General features: G+C 72.0%; 16 protein-coding genes. 4 read left to right on the plus strand and 12 right to left on the minus strand.

Going from position 1 to position 14,526, the window contains the following annotated elements:
- Positions 1 to 114: 114 nt before the first annotated feature.
- The 11 genes from EP757_RS34660 to EP757_RS34710 all read right to left on the minus strand — a co-directional run bounded on the left by EP757_RS34660 (position 115) and on the right by EP757_RS34710 (position 10,521).
- Positions 115 to 1,227, minus strand: a complete 1,113-nt coding sequence (locus tag EP757_RS34660; protein WP_127552600.1) for a BadF/BadG/BcrA/BcrD ATPase family protein — start codon at positions 1,225 to 1,227, stop codon at positions 115 to 117.
- Positions 1,224 to 2,111 carry an N-acetylmuramic acid 6-phosphate etherase gene (locus EP757_RS34665; protein ID WP_127552601.1) on the minus strand — a complete coding sequence of 296 codons (888 nt, stop codon included), beginning with the start codon at positions 2,109 to 2,111 and terminating at the stop codon, positions 1,224 to 1,226. Before EP757_RS34665 ends, EP757_RS34660 begins: the two co-directional genes overlap by 4 nt.
- Positions 2,108 to 2,992 (minus strand): MurR/RpiR family transcriptional regulator, encoded by an 885-nt coding sequence (locus tag EP757_RS34670; RefSeq protein WP_127552602.1) that lies wholly within the window; start codon positions 2,990 to 2,992, stop codon positions 2,108 to 2,110. Before EP757_RS34670 ends, EP757_RS34665 begins: the two co-directional genes overlap by 4 nt.
- Positions 2,989 to 3,942 carry a hypothetical protein gene (locus tag EP757_RS34675; protein ID WP_127552603.1) on the minus strand — a complete coding sequence of 318 codons (954 nt, stop codon included), beginning with the start codon at positions 3,940 to 3,942 and terminating at the stop codon, positions 2,989 to 2,991. The genes EP757_RS34670 and EP757_RS34675 overlap by 4 nt, the downstream gene beginning before the upstream one ends.
- Entirely contained in the window at positions 3,939 to 5,954 is a 2,016-nt protein-coding gene (locus tag EP757_RS34680; RefSeq protein ID WP_127552604.1) for a dipeptide ABC transporter ATP-binding protein, read from the minus strand. Before EP757_RS34680 ends, EP757_RS34675 begins: the two co-directional genes overlap by 4 nt.
- Complete coding sequence (locus EP757_RS34685) at positions 5,951 to 6,748, minus strand: ABC transporter permease (protein ID WP_127552605.1); 798 nt, start codon at positions 6,746 to 6,748, stop codon at positions 5,951 to 5,953. The genes EP757_RS34680 and EP757_RS34685 overlap by 4 nt, the downstream gene beginning before the upstream one ends.
- Positions 6,745 to 7,674 (minus strand): ABC transporter permease, encoded by a 930-nt coding sequence (locus EP757_RS34690; protein WP_127552606.1) that lies wholly within the window; start codon positions 7,672 to 7,674, stop codon positions 6,745 to 6,747. The genes EP757_RS34685 and EP757_RS34690 overlap by 4 nt, the downstream gene beginning before the upstream one ends.
- A gap of 2 nt (positions 7,675 to 7,676) precedes the next feature.
- A complete protein-coding gene (locus tag EP757_RS34695; RefSeq protein ID WP_127552607.1) occupies positions 7,677 to 9,218 on the minus strand; it encodes an ABC transporter substrate-binding protein in 1,542 nt (513 codons plus the stop codon).
- A 157-nt stretch (positions 9,219 to 9,375) separates the two neighbouring features.
- The gene (locus EP757_RS34700; protein ID WP_127552608.1) at positions 9,376 to 9,699 is read right to left on the minus strand and encodes a hypothetical protein; all 324 of its coding nucleotides are present in this window, start codon (positions 9,697 to 9,699) and stop codon (positions 9,376 to 9,378) included.
- Positions 9,696 to 10,100: a tRNA (N6-threonylcarbamoyladenosine(37)-N6)-methyltransferase TrmO gene (gene tsaA, locus EP757_RS34705; protein ID WP_127552609.1), complete on the minus strand. Its 405-nt coding sequence runs from the start codon at positions 10,098 to 10,100 to the stop codon at positions 9,696 to 9,698. Before tsaA ends, EP757_RS34700 begins: the two co-directional genes overlap by 4 nt.
- Positions 10,090 to 10,521 (minus strand): MarR family winged helix-turn-helix transcriptional regulator, encoded by a 432-nt coding sequence (locus tag EP757_RS34710; protein WP_127552610.1) that lies wholly within the window; start codon positions 10,519 to 10,521, stop codon positions 10,090 to 10,092. The genes tsaA and EP757_RS34710 overlap by 11 nt, the downstream gene beginning before the upstream one ends.
- Before the next feature lie 76 nt (positions 10,522 to 10,597).
- Between EP757_RS34710 and EP757_RS34715 the strand changes: the two genes are divergently transcribed.
- From EP757_RS34715 to EP757_RS34730, 4 genes are read left to right on the plus strand one after another with little or no spacing between them, the layout of a single operon-like run.
- Positions 10,598 to 10,939: a DoxX family protein gene (locus EP757_RS34715; protein WP_232050157.1), complete on the plus strand. Its 342-nt coding sequence runs from the start codon at positions 10,598 to 10,600 to the stop codon at positions 10,937 to 10,939.
- 11 nt (positions 10,940 to 10,950) lie between these two features.
- The gene (locus tag EP757_RS34720; protein WP_127552611.1) at positions 10,951 to 11,652 is read left to right on the plus strand and encodes a VOC family protein; all 702 of its coding nucleotides are present in this window, start codon (positions 10,951 to 10,953) and stop codon (positions 11,650 to 11,652) included.
- A 52-nt stretch (positions 11,653 to 11,704) separates the two neighbouring features.
- Positions 11,705 to 13,540, plus strand: a complete 1,836-nt coding sequence (locus EP757_RS34725; RefSeq protein ID WP_127552612.1) for a glycoside hydrolase family 15 protein — start codon at positions 11,705 to 11,707, stop codon at positions 13,538 to 13,540.
- A 24-nt stretch (positions 13,541 to 13,564) separates the two neighbouring features.
- The gene (locus EP757_RS34730; RefSeq protein WP_127552613.1) at positions 13,565 to 13,999 is read left to right on the plus strand and encodes a nucleotidyltransferase domain-containing protein; all 435 of its coding nucleotides are present in this window, start codon (positions 13,565 to 13,567) and stop codon (positions 13,997 to 13,999) included.
- Positions 14,000 to 14,039: 40 nt separating this feature from the next.
- Here EP757_RS34730 and EP757_RS34735 read toward each other — a convergent pair whose 3' ends face one another.
- A complete protein-coding gene (locus tag EP757_RS34735; RefSeq protein ID WP_127552614.1) occupies positions 14,040 to 14,426 on the minus strand; it encodes a TipAS antibiotic-recognition domain-containing protein in 387 nt (128 codons plus the stop codon).
- Positions 14,427 to 14,526 lie beyond the last annotated feature (100 nt).

The raw sequence follows: 14,526 nt of genomic DNA on the forward strand, positions 1-14,526 counted from the left end.
CACCGGCTCTGCGCTGGTGATACGAGCAGGTTTCAGGGTTCTTCGGTGTGTGATTTTCCATTAACATAGCGGCGCTTGGGACAATCGGCAAGGCTCGATGCAGCCGCACCGCGGTCACCAGGGATACGCGGCCCGCCGCGGCATGCAGCTCGCTCCGCTGAGGGCTCCCGCCTCCGCCATCCCCGGCGGCAGCGGCCCGGCCAGAACGGCCGCGGCCAGGGCGACAGCCCCGTCGAGCGGCGCGCCGTGCGCTTCCCGCAGCTCCAGCTCCGGGCGCCTGGTACGCAGAACCGCCCCGAATGCCGAGGTCAGCGAACTTCCCGGCTGCAGAAGATTCCCGGTCGGCCAGGCCCTGGCAGGCGCACCTTCCGGCAGAGCGGCCAGCAGCGTGTCGGCGAGATGCCCCGCCGCCGCCCGCACGATGCCCGCCGCCACCGGATCGTCGTCGCCGGTCGCTCCGAGATCCGCGGGGTGGGCGAGCCGCTCCGGCGCGCCGAGACCTGCCGGGTGGGCGGGGGACGCGAGGGGGCCGGGGCGGGTGGACCGGCGGGGAGTGGCGGCGGCGATGACGGCCGGAGCGAAGGCGGCGAGGATGCCGGACCGGTCGGAGGCCGCGGTGAGGCCGGCGACGAAGGCACCCGGGTCGCCGTGGGTGGCGCGCAACGCTTCCAGCAGCGGCAGCGAACCGCCGGGACGGCCGTCCAGGGCTCGATAGGCGGCGCGCATCCCCTCGCGGCCGATCCACGCCCCGCCGCCGTCGTCGCCGAGGAGGTGACCCCAGCCGTCGACGCGGTTCCAGGTGCCGGCACGGTCGGTGCCGAGAGCGACCGCCCCCGTGCCGGCCGCCAGCACCACCCCGGCCTGGAAGCCCGCCGCCCCCACATAGGCGGTCAGCAGATCGGAACAGATCACCACCTGTCCGGTCAGCGCCCCGGCGACGGCGGCCCGCAGGTCAGGCCCGAGCAACGCCGCCCCGGCACAGCCGACCACGCTCAGCCGCACCTCCGGCCTCCCGGCCGCCGCCAGAACCCGCCCGGCCACCTCGGCGACCAGATCGGCGAGCCGCGCCCCGCCCGCCCGTGCCACCCGCGCTTCCGCGAGGGCCGGAGCCGACGTCTCCCCCACCGGCGCGACCTGAGCCCTCGCGAGAGAAGCAGCCGGCAGGTGGGCGAGACGGGCGCGGACTCCCGTGCCTCCGACGTCCACGCCCAGGACCACGGTCGTCACGAATCGGCCAGGCGGGAGAGTGCTCGCCGCACGATTCCCTGTTCGGCGGTCAGTGCCGCGCGCGCCGTGACCACGTCCGTCGCGGAGAGCAGCGCTGTCAGCGCCAACCGCAGGTCACCGCCGGCGTCGGCGAGGGCTTCCCGGCACCGCTGCTCCTCCGCGCCGGTGGCCTCGGCGAGGATGCCGAGCACCCGGCCACGCAGTTTCTCGTTCGTGGCGACGACGCCGACCATCAGGTTCGAATAGGTCCGGCCCAGCCGGATCATCACGGCCGTCGAGAAGCTGTGCAGCACCACCTTCTGCGCGGTCCCGGCCTTCATCCGGGTGGACCCGGCGACCACCTCGGGACCGGTGTCGACGCGCACGCAGACGTCCACCTCGGAGGCCAGGGGCGCTCCCGGATTCGCGGTGATCAGCACGCGAGCGGCTCCGGCGGCGCGGGCGGCGGCGAAAGCGCCGGCGACATAGGGGGTACGCCCACTGGCCGTCAACCCGACCACCAGATCGCTCGCGGTGACCCCGGCGAGGTCGGCGCACCCCGTGGTCGCGTCGTCCTCCACCTCCTCCACCGCCGCCGTCATCGCCGCCACCCCGCCGGCCAGATGTGCCACGAACCGTCCCGGCGCCAGCCCGTACGTCGGCGGCACCTCGGCGGCGTCGAGCACCCCGGCCCGCCCCGACGATCCGGCGCCGGCGTAGAGCACCCGCCCGCCGGCCCGCAGCCGGTCCACGGCCAGGTCCACCGCCCGCGCCAGGTCGGGAAGCGCCGCCGCGACCGCGCCGGGCACCTTCGCGTCCTCCGCGTTGATGCGCCGCAGCACCCCGATGGTGTCGAGCAGATCGATGTCGGCGGTGTCCGGGTTGCCCCGCTCGGTGGGGATCACTGGGCGGCCCGCTCGGGTGGCAGGACGTGGCCGCGGACCGCGTCGTGGGCGCGCTCGATGGCTTCCAGGGATTCGTCGTAGCGCCGGTGCGACAGCGCCACGAACACGCAGTCGACCACGGTCAGTTGCGCCGTCCGCGACGCCGTGCCGCCGCTGCGGAACGTCGTCTCGCGCGCGGCCGTCGTGAGCACCAGGTCGGCCCGGGCGGCGGCCGGCGACTGCGGATTGCTCGTGATCACCGCGGTGGTGGCGCCGCGTCTCTTGGCCTCGGCGAGGACGTCGAGGATCTCCCTGGTACGCCCGGAGTGGCTGATCGCCAGCGCCACGTCACCGCCGCGCAGGGCCGAGGCGCTCATCAGCGCGGCGTGCACGTCCGACCAGGCCGAGGCCGGCAGCCCGGCCCGGTGCAGCTTGTAGGCCGCGTCGAGGGCGACGACCGAGGTGGAGCCGACGCCGTACACATCGATGCGGGAAGCCCCGAGCAGCGCCGTGACCAGGCCCTCCAGGACCGCGACGTCGAGGTGCGCGACGGTGTCCTCGACAGCGCGGGCGTCGGCGTACCCCACCTTCTTGATCAGGTCGCTGAGGGTGTCCTCGCGGCCGATGTCGCCGCCGAGCACGGTGTCGGCCCGGTCGTCGGCACGCAGTCGTTCCGCCTCGGCGGCCAGGTGCAGGCGCAGCTGGGCGTACCCCCGCAGGCCGATCGACCGGCAGAACCGGGTCACCGTGGTCTCCGAGGTGCCGCAGAGCTGCGCCAGCTCGGAGATCGTCATCTCGGCGGCCGCGCCCGGGTCGTCGAGGACCCGGCGGGCGATGGCCTGCTCGGCCCGGGGCAGGCTGGCCATCATCGTCCGCAGTCGCACCAGCACGTCGCCGTTCATCCCTGCGCCTCCCTCTTTCCCGTCCTGTCGGTGTTCTGCGAAACGACGTGCCACCGCCCGGCGTCCATGCCCTCACCGGGGAAGAGACACCACGACTCCCCGGCCAGCTGGACCGCCGTCGCGAAATCGGTGTCCGTGATCGGCGGGCCCCAGTCGTACCCCCGAGAGACCGCATGCGACGCGGTGACCTGGACCATCGGTGTCACCGGCCGGCCGAAGGCGGCCGTGACCTCCCGCGAGCGCGCGGCGATCAGCTCGGGCGGCTGCCGCAGGATCGCGTGGTAGGTCATCGGCAGCACCGCGTCGAGCCAGGGCCGCCAGCGTCCGATGTCCTGGCCGGTGAGTTCGCGACGGCGCGGGCCCTCGGCGGGCACCACGAACGCTCCCAGCCACGTGCCGGGACGCACCCGCTGCGAGATCCGGCGCACCACATCGGTGATGATCTCGCAGCGGAAGCCGGTCCACTGCGGACCCCTGCCCGCGACCGCGCCGGGATGGCGGGCGGCGAACAGGGCGAGGGTACGCGCGTCGAAGGAGCTCTGCCGCGGCACGGCGCCGTCGCGCAACTCCAGCTCCCAGTGCAGCGGCCAGCGGATGAAGTCGAGCACCAGCCCGTCCAGCGGCCGGCCGGCGAGCGCGGCACAGCGCTCGACCAGGTCGTCGACGTAATCGGAATCGGTCGGCACGATGCCGTGGTACCACTCCATCGGCTCCCAGACCCGCCCGTGCTGGTCGACCGGGCGCAGGTCCTCGCGGCGGCGTTCGGCGGGTTCGGCGTGGTCGGAGAAACAGGCCACGCTGCCCAGCAGCCGGATGCCGAGCCGGGCGCACGCGCCGGCCAGCTCGCCGGTGACCGCGGCGGCCTTGGTGATCACCGTGTCGACGCCGGCGTCCACCGCGGGCCGCAGCAGGTCGCGGCGGCCGGGGTCGAGCAGGTACATCGCCCTCATCGGACCTCCCCCGGGAAGTGGCAGGCGACCCCGTCGGCGCCGAGCGCCGGCTCCTTCTCGGCGCAGATGCCGCGGTCGGCGCCGATCGGGCAGCGTGTCCGGAAACGACATCCGCTCGGCGGGTTCGCCGGGTCCGGCAGATCACCGCGCAGAACCAGGCCGTCGTTCGCCGCACCCTGTGGAACGGCGGAGATGAGCGCCGCCGTGTACGGGTGCCGCGGCTTGGCGTAGATCTGCTCCGCCGGGCCGGTCTCGACAATGCGTCCGAGATACATCACCGCGACCCGGTCGCTGAGGTGGCGCACCACGGCCAGGTCGTGCGCGATGAACAGGTAACCGAGCCCGAGCCGGTCCCGCAGGTCGGCGAGCAGGTTCACGACCTGGGCCTGAACGGACACGTCGAGCGCGGAGACGGGTTCGTCGAGGATCAGCAGGCGCGGGTTCGTGGCCAGTGCGCGGGCGATGCCGATCCGCTGGCGCTGCCCGCCGGAGAACGCCGCCGGGTACCGCTCCAGGTGTGCCTCGGTGAGCCCGACGGTCTCCATCAGCTCGGCCGCGCGCCGCCGGGCGGCGGCGCCGGTGACACCCCCGGCCTGCAGCGCCTCGCTCACGGTCTGGCGGATGGTCCGGCGGGGGTTCAACGACGCGTACGGGTCCTGGAACACGTATCGCACGTCCCCATCGGCACGGACCGTCCCGTGGTCGGCCCGGCGGAGGCCGACGATCGCCCTGGCGAGGGTGGACTTGCCGCATCCGGACTCGCCGACGAGCCCGAGTGTCTCCCCCGCGTCGACGTGCAGGCTGACGCCGTCGACGGCCCAGACCGGCCGCTTGCGCCCGCCGGTGACGTTCACCCGCACTTCGGCGACGGTGAGCAGCCGTTCGCCGCCGGCCCGGTGCAGTGCCGGCCCGTCGCCGGCCGGCTCGGCGAACGGTTCCGAGGGCCGCCAGCACGCGGCTTCGTGCGCGCCCGGAGGCACCGCCTCATGCGCGGCCGGAAGCACGGCCTCGTGGACGGCCGGAAGCACGGCCTCGTGGACGGCCGGAAGCACGGCCTCATACGCGGCCGGAAGCACGGCCTCATGCGCGGCGGCGACGGCCGTGACCGGGGGCTGTTCGGCTGAGCAGCGGGCGACGGCGATCGGGCAGCGAGGGTGGAACGCGCAGCCCGGGGGCAGGGCGGCCGGGTCCGGCGGGGCGCCGGTGATCGCCGGGAGCCGCACCGAACGGTCGCCGTCCAGGCGCGGGGCCGCTCGCAGCAGCGCGGCCGTGTACGGGTGCGCCGCATGACCGAACAGTTCCCGGACCGGGCCGTTCTCCACGATGCGGCCGGCGTACATGACCGCCGCCTCGTCGCAGGTCTCGGCGACCACCCCCAGATCGTGCGTGATCATGAGCAGGGCGACGCCGAGCTCGGCGCGCAGACCGGCCAGCAGGCGCAGGATCTGGGCCTGGACGGTGACGTCGAGGGCGGTGGTCGGCTCGTCGGCGATCAGCAGGCGCGGCCTATTGGCCAGCGCGGTCGCGATCACGACGCGCTGCCGCATGCCGCCGGAGAACTGGTGCGGGTGGTCGTCCATCCGCTGCCGGGCCTGCGGGATGCCGACGAGGTCGAGCAGTTCGGCGGCGCGCGTGCGGGCGGCCCGCCGGCCGGCACCGTGCACGATCAGCGCCTCGGCCACCTGGTCACCGACCGTGAGCACCGGGTTCAGCGCCGACTGCGGGTCCTGGAAGACCATGGCGATGTCGTGGCCGCGTACCTGCCGCATCCGCTTCTCGGAGAGCCCGAGCAGGTCACGGCCGTCGAAGAGCACCTGCCCGCCGGTGACCCGGCCGCCGGGCCGCAGCAGCCTCAGCACCGAGCGCGCGGTCACCGACTTGCCCGACCCGGACTCGCCGACCAGCCCGAGCGCGCCGCCGGCCGGCACGGTCAGGTCGACGTCACGGACCACCGGCACGCCACCGAACTCGACACGCAGCCCGCGGACCTGCAACAACGGCGGCGTGGTCATGAGGGCTTCCTCTCGGTGAGCGCGTCGGCCAGCAGGTTGAGGCCCAGCGCGAGCAGCAGCAGGATCAGGGCGGGACCGGCCACGTACGCCGGCTGCTCCGCCATGTGCCGCATCCCGGTGTTGAGCAGGGCGCCGAGCGACGGCTCGGGTGGCTGCACGCCGAGACCGACGATGCTCAGCGCCGATTCGAGGAAGACCGCCGCCACCATCCCGGCGGCGGTCTGCACGACGGCGGCGTCCGCGGCGTGCGGCAGGATGTGCCGGACCATCACCGTGCGGCCGGGCACGTTCATGAGCCGGGCGGCCAGCACGTAGTCGCGTTCCTGCTGGGCGAGCCAGGTGGAACGGGCGAGCCGGCCGAAGACCGGCAGGCCGGACAGCACGATCGCGACGGCCAGGGCCCACCAGCCGGGGCGCAGCACCAGCGCGACACAGATGCCCAGGATGAGGCTGGGGAAGCCGACGATGACGTCGAGGACACGCTGACCGAGTGTGCCGAGCCAGCCCGCGATCGCCCCGGACAGCCCGATCAGGGTGCCGAGCAGGGCGCTGAGCGGGACCGCCACGGCGATCAGGGACAGGTCGACGCGCAGGCCGTAGAGGGTCCGCACGAAGACGTCACGGCCCAGCTCGTCGGTGCCGAACCACGCCGACGGCCCTGGCCCGGCGAGGGCGTTCGCGCTCTGCACGTCGTACCCGGAGGAGGCCAGCAGCGCGGCGAGGGTGAGCGAACCGATCAGCGTGACCCCGGCGGCGCCGCGCGGCGTGCGCAGCGCCCGCGCGTATCCCGTCATGCCGCACCCAGCCTGATGCGCGGATCGAGGACGGCCAGGGCGATCTCGGAGAGCAGCTGGGTGGCTGCGGCGACCGCCACCGCGGCCAGCACCAGGACCTGCACCACCAGGTAGTCCCGGTCGCGGACGGCGGCGACGGCGAGCGAGCCCAGCCCGTTGCGCGCGAAGATCGCCTCGACGACGATGGCGCCCGCCAGCAGCTCACCCAGCCGCAGGCCGATCGCGACGACCGCGGTGCCGAGGCTGGTCCGCAGGACGTGCCGGGTGGTGACCCGGATCGGCCGGGCGCCCTTGGCGATCGCCAGGTCGACGAAGTCCTCGGTCCGGGTCTGCCGCATCGCCGTGGCCAGCAGCCGGCCGATCGCGGCGGCCTGCGGCAGCGCGAGCGCCAGCGCCGGCAGGATCAGATATTGCAGGCCGATGTCGAAGTCGTCGAGCAGCGACACCTCGCCGCTGACCGGCAGCACCCGCACGGTGACGCCGAGCAGCAGCGCGAGTAGCAGCCCGGTGAGGAACGGCGGCGCGGCGAGCAGCACGGCGTTCACCGCGTCGAGGATCCGCGACGGACGGCAGACACCCAGGCCGATGCCGAGCACCACCATGAGCAGCCCGGCGACGACGGCGAGCTGGACGGTGCTGCCGATCCGGTCACCGATCATCTCGGCGACCGGGCGGCCGGTCAGGTACGACGTGCCGAGGTCACCGGTGAACACCCCGCCGAGCCAGTGCAGGTACTGCTCCACCGCCGGCCGGTCCAGGCCGAGCAGGGCGCGCACCTCGGCGACCTGCTCGGGTGAGGCGTCCGCGCCGGCGACCGCCACGGCCGGATCACCGGGCGCGAGACGGGGCAGCGCGAACGCCAGCACCGAGCCGGCGAGCAGGACACCGGCGACCGCGGGCAGCCGGCGGGCCAGGAACTCCAGCACGATCAGGCCAGGTACGCGTCGGTGGCGACGAGGCTGCCCAGGGCCATGACCTTCGCGCCGATCAGCTTCGCCGAGCGCGGGTAGTACTGCGGGGCGACCATCGTGACGTGGCTGAACGACTCGTCGAGCAGGTAGGCGGAGATCTCGGACAGGGCGGCCTTCTTCGTGTCGTCGCCGGCGGTCTGCAGCTTCGCCTTCAAGCTGTCGTACCGCGGGGTGGTGAACTGCGACGGGTTGCCGGCGCGCAACGACGGCATCGCGTCCAGGATCGTCGACGACGAGAAGCCGACCATGCCGTGCAGCAGCAGGAACGCGGGCCCGAGCCGGCCGGCGACCTGCCGGGCGTCGAACTCGGCGGTGTCCAGGGCCACCGCCTCCGGGGCGAGGCCGATCTGCTCGAGGTTGTAGCGCACGATCTCGAACAGGCTCTTCATGGTGGGCAGGTTCGCGAACACGATCGGCACCTTGGCCCCGGTCGCGCCGGCCTTCTCCACCAGCGCCTTGGCCTTCGCGGCGTCCAGCTTGTAGTGCCCGGCGAGGTCGTTGGGGTACCCGGCCTCGGTCGGCGTCCACCACAGGTCGCTGACCATGGCGTCACCACCGAAGACCTGCGCCTTGATCCGCTCCCGGTCGAGGGCCCAGCCGACGGCCTGGCGCACACCCTTGTCGTCGAACGGCTTCGCGGTCACGTTGAGCCCGAGCGGGTAGAACACGCCGCCCGCGTTCTCCAGCGCGAACCCCTTGTCGTCGCGCAGCGGCTTGAGGTCGGCCGTCGGCAGGCCGTTGACCAGGTGCGCGGTGCCACCCCGCAGCGCCGTGAGCAGCGCGGTCGGGTCGGTGATGATGGAGATCTCGACGCCGTCGAGGTAGGGCCGCTCGGGGTCCCGGTACGCCGGGTTGCGCTCCAGGGTGATCGACGCCCCCGGCTTCCACTGCTTCCACACGAACGGCCCGGTGCCGACCACCGTCTTGCCCTCGGCGAGCGTCGCGAACGTCTCCTTGTCGACGATCGGGGTGAAGTGGAACAGGTCGAGCAGGCTGTCCGTCGGGCTGTCCAGCTTCAGCGTGACCTGGTGCGCGCCGGTCGCCTCGATCGCGGTGAGCTTCAGCGCGACCGGCCGCACCTGCGACACGTTGGCCTGCACCTTGACCTGCTCCAGCGAGAAGACGACATCCTCGGCGGTCAGCGCCCGCCCGCTGTGGAACTTCACGTCGTCGCGGATCTCCAGCACCACCGTGGTGCGGGCGTCGTCGAGCGTCCAGCTCTTGGCGAGCAGCGGCTGCGGCTGCCGCTTGTCGTCCAGCTCGACGAGCGTCTCGAAGACCAGCCGGCGCCAGTGCCAGTTGCCGGCCCGCCCGGCCAGGATCACCCCGGGCTGCGCGTCGGCGCTGGCGGCGATCCGCAGGATCCCGCCCTTCACCGGCCCGGAACTCGCCGGCCCCGAGGCCGCCTGCTCCACGGCCGACTCACAGCCCGACACCAGCAGCGCGGCCGCGCCGACACCGCCGCCCAGCACCAGACGTCGCGACACAAGAACACTCATGACCTGCGGATTCCCTTCACTGACCGGCTGTGAGCCGAGCCGGGCCGGCGTCGCGACGAAACGTAGCAACGCGCAAGATCCCCAGGGAACCCTTTTCGTGATTGATTTTCTTGTGATGTTTTGTTGACGTTATTTATTCACCAACCGTGGCGCGTGGTCAGAACTGCCGGAGGAAGCGGCGCACCGGAGTCACCGTGTTGCGCCACACGACCTGACACGGGCGGATCAGCAGGAGGTGATAGGCCCGCCACAGCCACCCGAGCACACGCAGGCCCCATCGGATCAGCCAGAGCATCGGCACGAGGAACCAGCGGCAGTAGATGCGGAGCAGCGGCACGAGAACCCGCGTCACGGCGACGGCGATGCCCTGGACCGCCGGGCGGAAGAACCACCGGTAGGCGAACACCAGCATCCGCGCCGATAGGCGGACGGCTTTCGCTGCTTCGTCAACCAGGTCCGCACGGCGCACACGCTGACTCACGAGGGGCTCAGCAGCGGTTTGAGGTCGAGGATGGGGGTGCCGTCGACGGCTTCGAGGCGGTCGGCTCGCAGGCGCAGGCCGTCGGCCTCGAGGATGGTGACGGGGTGCAGGCCGATCGGGTTGGGGCGGTCGGACGAGCGGGTGCTGAAGACGCCGGTGAGCGGGCGGGCGGGGTCGTCGCGGGGATGCACCGCCTGGACGGTGCGGTCGGCCCGGTCAAGCCAGGTGAGCAGCAGCATCGTGTCGCCGGGACGGATGTCGCTCAGCGCTGCGGCGTACGAGGAATCGAAGACCAGCCACGCGGAGGGCGCGCCCTCGTCGCCCTGGCGGGGCGCGGTGGCGGTGTCGCGCAGCGGTGACGCGACCCGCCCGACCGGGGTGAGCGTGAAGTCAGCTGCCATCGCCGCAGGTCCCGCCGTCGGACGCCTTCTCCAGCAGGCGCTTGAGCTGGTCGCGCTCGGCGGCGGAGAGGGCGCCGAACAGGTCCTCGTCGGCCTTGTCGAGGACGGTCTCGACGGTCCGCAACGCGGTGAGGCCGTCGGCGGTGATCGTGACGATGTGGCGGCGGCGGTCGCCGGGGTCACGCTGACGGGACGCGAGGCCGAGGCCCTCCAACTCGTTGAGCACGGCGACCAGGGCGCTCGGATCGACGCCGAGGCGCTCGATCAGCGTCTGCTGGCCGATCGGGCCGTCGGCGAGCTGCGTCAGCGTGAACGCGGAACGCATGGTCAGCCCGGCGCCGGCCAGCGCGTCCCGCACCTGGGAACTCGCGACCGCGCCCCGGCCGGCGAGCAGCACACCCAGTTGAGCCATGGAGGTCATGACGACACTTTACGCGCCGGGATGGTCAGCCGTGAAAAATCGTTGTAGCGTTCCAACGGTTCGGGAAACAAAACAATTGGAGACCATCATGTACGCCCTGGCCGCCGTCGTCCTCGCCCTCGCGAACATCGGCACCGCCACCGCCAAGGTCCGCCGCGCCGACACCGTCACCGCCGGGCTGACCACCGTGGGCGTGCCGGACCGGTGGTTCGTGCCGCTCGCCGCACTGAACTACGCCGGCGCGGCCGGCCTGCTGATCGGGATCTTCTGGCGCCCGCTGGGGATCGCCGCGGCGGCCGGCCTGGTCCTCTACTTCCTCGGCGCCGTCGCGTTCCACGTGCCGGTCAAGGACTGGAAGGGCATCCCGATGCCGGCGGCACTGCTCGCCCTCTCGGTCCTGACATTGAGCCTTGCCTAAGATCGGAAGGCATGGCGCTGCGACTGGTCCAGGTGAATCTCAAGGCCGCTGACGACGAGAAGGTCGGCCGGTTCTGGGCTCAAGCGCTCGGCTGGAACAGCAGAAGCGCCGAGGACGGCGCCACCAGCGTCACCCCTGACGGTTTCACCTGGCCGGACTCGCACGACGTCGTCGTCGACGTCATCCGGGTGCCGGATCCGGAGGCGGTGAGCTACCGCGTCCACATCGACCTGGCCACCACCAGCCGCACCCACCAGCGAGAACTCGTCGCGCGCCTGATCGGCCTGGGCGCGACCTCCGCCGACATCGGCCAGGGCGACGTCCCGTGGACCGTCCTCGCCGACCCGGAGGGCAACCTGTTCTGCGTGCTCGAACCGCGCGACGTCTACCGGGACACCGGCCCGATCGCGGCGGTGGTGGTCGACTGCGCCTCTCCCAGATCCACGGCGGCGTTCTGGGCCGGGGCGCTGGGCTGGACGATCGCCGACGAGACCGAGGACTTCGTGCGCCTGAAGAATCCGGCATCGGGGCCATTCCTGGAGTTCTCCAGGAATAGCGGAGCGATTCGTCACCGCGCCCACCTCGATCTGGCCCCCGACGACCAGCCGGCAGAAGTCCAACGGCTACTCGACCAGGGCGCCACCTTCGTCAACCACGAGTTCCGCTGGGCGATCCTCCAAGATCCCGAAGGCCACGACTTCTGCGTCCTGTGAATCATCCGCCCGGAATGATGTCCCGCCACCAGAGAACGCCCATGCTGCGCGGATGGCTGACTTCCCGCTCATCGCCGACCACGGGCTGATCGGCGACCTCCAGACGGCCGCCCTCGTCTCCACCGAGGGAACCGTCGACTGGTGGTGCGCGCCGCGCTTCGACTCCCCGAGCGTCTTCGGCGCCCTCCTCGACACCGAGCAGGGCGGGCACCTGTCGACGAAGCCGACCGGCGCGTTCACGACGAAACAGCTCTACCTGCCGGACACCGCGATCCTGGTGACGCGCTTCCTGACCAGGGCCGGTGTGGGCGAGATCGTGGACTTCATGCCGATCGCCGCCGACCACGACGGCAACACCCGGCATCGGCTGGTCCGGCTGGTCCGCTGCGTGCGCGGGGAGATGACGTTCGCCTTCCATCTGGCGCCGCGGTTCGATTACGGCCGGGAGGAGTTCCGCACCCGGGCCGGCGACGACGGGGCCGTCTTCGAGGGTGCGAAGAACATCCTGAGGGTGCGGCTCATCCGCGCGCCCGGCGACGTACACCTGGGCAGTGCGAGCGTGGACACGCGCGGTGACGTCCGTGGCGAGCTGCGGCTGTCCGCCGGGCAGGTGCGTGGTCTGGTCCTGGAGACCGGGCCGGGCACCCTCGACGAGATGCCGGTGTCGGAGGCGTTGCGGCTGCACGACGAGACCGAGGACTTCTGGTCGCGGTGGATCAGCCGGAGCACGTACGCCGGGCGCTGGCGTGAGATGGTCAACCGTTCGGCGATCACCCTCAAACTGATGACGTACGCGCCGACCGGCGCTCTGGTGGCGGCGCCGACGGCGGCCCTGCCCGAGCAGCTCGGCGGCGAGCGCAACTGGGATTACCGGTACACCTGGGTGCGGGACGCGTCGTTCTCGGTCTACTCACTGCTGTCGCTGGGCTTCACCGACGAGGCCGCCGCGCTGGCCCGCTGGCTGCGCGACCGGGTCGAGGAGCAGGCGGAGAAGTCCGACACCGGCCCGCTGAACATCATGTACCGCATCGACGGCTCCACCGACCTGATCGAGGAGACGCTGCCGCACTGGTCCGGCTACCGCGGGTCGGCGCCGGTGCGGATCGGCAACGGCGCCGCCGATCAGTTGCAGCTGGACATCTACGGCGAGGCCCTGGACAGCCTGTGGGTGGCGCACCGCAACGGTTTGAAGCCCGGCCATCGTGGCTGGCTCGCCGTCCGTGACCTGGTGGACTGGGTCGCCGCGAACTGGTCGCAGCCGGAGGAGGGCATCTGGGAGACGCGGGGAGGGCGGCACGATTTCACGTACGGAAGATTGATGTGCTGGGTGGCTCTCGATCGCGGCCTGCGGATGGCCACCGACTACGGCCGTCCCGCCCCGGTGGAGACCTGGCGCCAGGCCCGCGACGCCATCTACGAGGAGATCATGGAGCGTGGCTGGAGTCCGTCGCGGCAGGCGTTCCGGCAGCACTACGACACCGACGTGCTGGACTCGTCGCTGCTGCGGATGCCGACGGTCGGCTTCATCACGCCGAGCGATCCGATGTGGGCGTCGACGCTGCGGGCCATGGAGTCGGAACTGGTCACCGACAGCCTGGTCTACCGGTACGACCCGGCCGCCTCACCGGACGGCCTGCTCGGCGACGAGGGCACGTTCTCCCTCTGCACCTTCCAGTACGTCACCGCCCTGGCGGCCGCCGGTGAGCTGGACAAGGCCCGGTTCACGTTCGAGAAGATGCTCACGTACGCCAATCATCTGGGCCTGTTCTCCGAGGAGATCGGGCTGACCGGCGAGCAGCTCGGCAACTTCCCGCAGGCGTTCACCCACCTCGCGCTGATCGACGCCGCCGTCACGCTGAACCGGCAGCTCGATCAGGCGCGCGGCTGAAGCCGGTCGGCGCCTGAGGATTTCGTGGGCCTGGTCCTCTCCGGCTCGGCGGGTAGGGGCGTCGCGACGGAGAGGTCGGATCTCGATGTCTTCACCGTGCTCGCCGACACCGGCGGACGCGGGCCCGAGACGAGCCGTTCCGCGGCGCTGAACGAGACGGTCGTCGCGATCTCCGACCTGGAGCGGGTGCCGCCGTTCGGCACTGAGGGATGGTGGTACCGCTGGTCGTTCGCGTGGGCACCGGTGCTGGTGGATCGCACCGAAGGACGACTGGCATCCGCTCTTCACCGGCAAGCCACGGTCACTGCCGGCGAAGCCGAATCGATCCTCGTGGAGCATGACCGGCTCGACGGCTGGCTCAACTTCGCCTATCGCGCTCTCAAGAACAATCCTCACCCCGATCATCGAGAGCTGGGGCGACGAGTCATCGATCTTGAGGCGCTGAGGAGCACACGCTGAGCCTCGCCGCAGCGGTGACCGCGGCCGGCCCGGCGCCGGATCAGCGGCGAATGTCGGTGTAGTGCCGCATCGCCGTACCGAGGAACTCGACCATCTCCGGATGGTATGACGTGTGCCAGGTGCGCATGCCCTCGTCCTCGGCGTAGAGCAGGGCCATCCCGAGGTAGGCGTCCATGCTCGGGATGTAGAACCGGCTGACGACGGCGTGATGCCGGACGATCAGCTCCTGCACCGCCTCGGCGCTCGGCTGGGCGCCGGCGGTGATGGCGGCGGCGATCTCGCCGTACAGGTCGTGCCAGTCGCGGTGGACCTGGTCCTTGTCGACATGCGCCCAACCGGCTGTCGCGGCGAGGCTGGCGGCCTGCTCGTCGGTGAGCGCACGGCGGCAGCGGTCGGCGTCCTCGGCGGCGATCGTGGAGATACTCATCTGTGGTGTCATGCCCTGTCGTGATGGGGTACGGATGCGCCGCCCGGCCGGTGGGCGCGAACGGCAGCGAACCCTCGCACGCCCGTCCTGCCCCGGTAAA

This window comes from Actinoplanes sp. OR16, from assembly GCF_004001265.1.
Lineage (GTDB): Bacteria > Actinomycetota > Actinomycetes > Mycobacteriales > Micromonosporaceae > Actinoplanes.

Coding starts and splice junctions, on each gene's coding strand:
- EP757_RS34720 (WP_127552611.1), top strand. CDS start 10,951: ATGGCGCTGCGACTGGTCCAGGTGAATCTCAAGGCCGCTGACGACGAG.
- EP757_RS34695 (WP_127552607.1), bottom strand. CDS start 9,218: ATGAGTGTTCTTGTGTCGCGACGTCTGGTGCTGGGCGGCGGTGTCGGC.
- EP757_RS34685 (WP_127552605.1), bottom strand. CDS start 6,748: ATGACGGGATACGCGCGGGCGCTGCGCACGCCGCGCGGCGCCGCCGGG.
- EP757_RS34735 (WP_127552614.1), bottom strand. CDS start 14,426: ATGAGTATCTCCACGATCGCCGCCGAGGACGCCGACCGCTGCCGCCGT.
- EP757_RS34675 (WP_127552603.1), bottom strand. CDS start 3,942: ATGAGGGCGATGTACCTGCTCGACCCCGGCCGCCGCGACCTGCTGCGG.
- EP757_RS34680 (WP_127552604.1), bottom strand. CDS start 5,954: ATGACCACGCCGCCGTTGTTGCAGGTCCGCGGGCTGCGTGTCGAGTTC.
- tsaA (WP_127552609.1), bottom strand. CDS start 10,100: ATGGCAGCTGACTTCACGCTCACCCCGGTCGGGCGGGTCGCGTCACCG.
- EP757_RS34710 (WP_127552610.1), bottom strand. CDS start 10,521: ATGACCTCCATGGCTCAACTGGGTGTGCTGCTCGCCGGCCGGGGCGCG.
- EP757_RS34670 (WP_127552602.1), bottom strand. CDS start 2,992: ATGAACGGCGACGTGCTGGTGCGACTGCGGACGATGATGGCCAGCCTG.
- EP757_RS34725 (WP_127552612.1), top strand. CDS start 11,705: ATGGCTGACTTCCCGCTCATCGCCGACCACGGGCTGATCGGCGACCTC.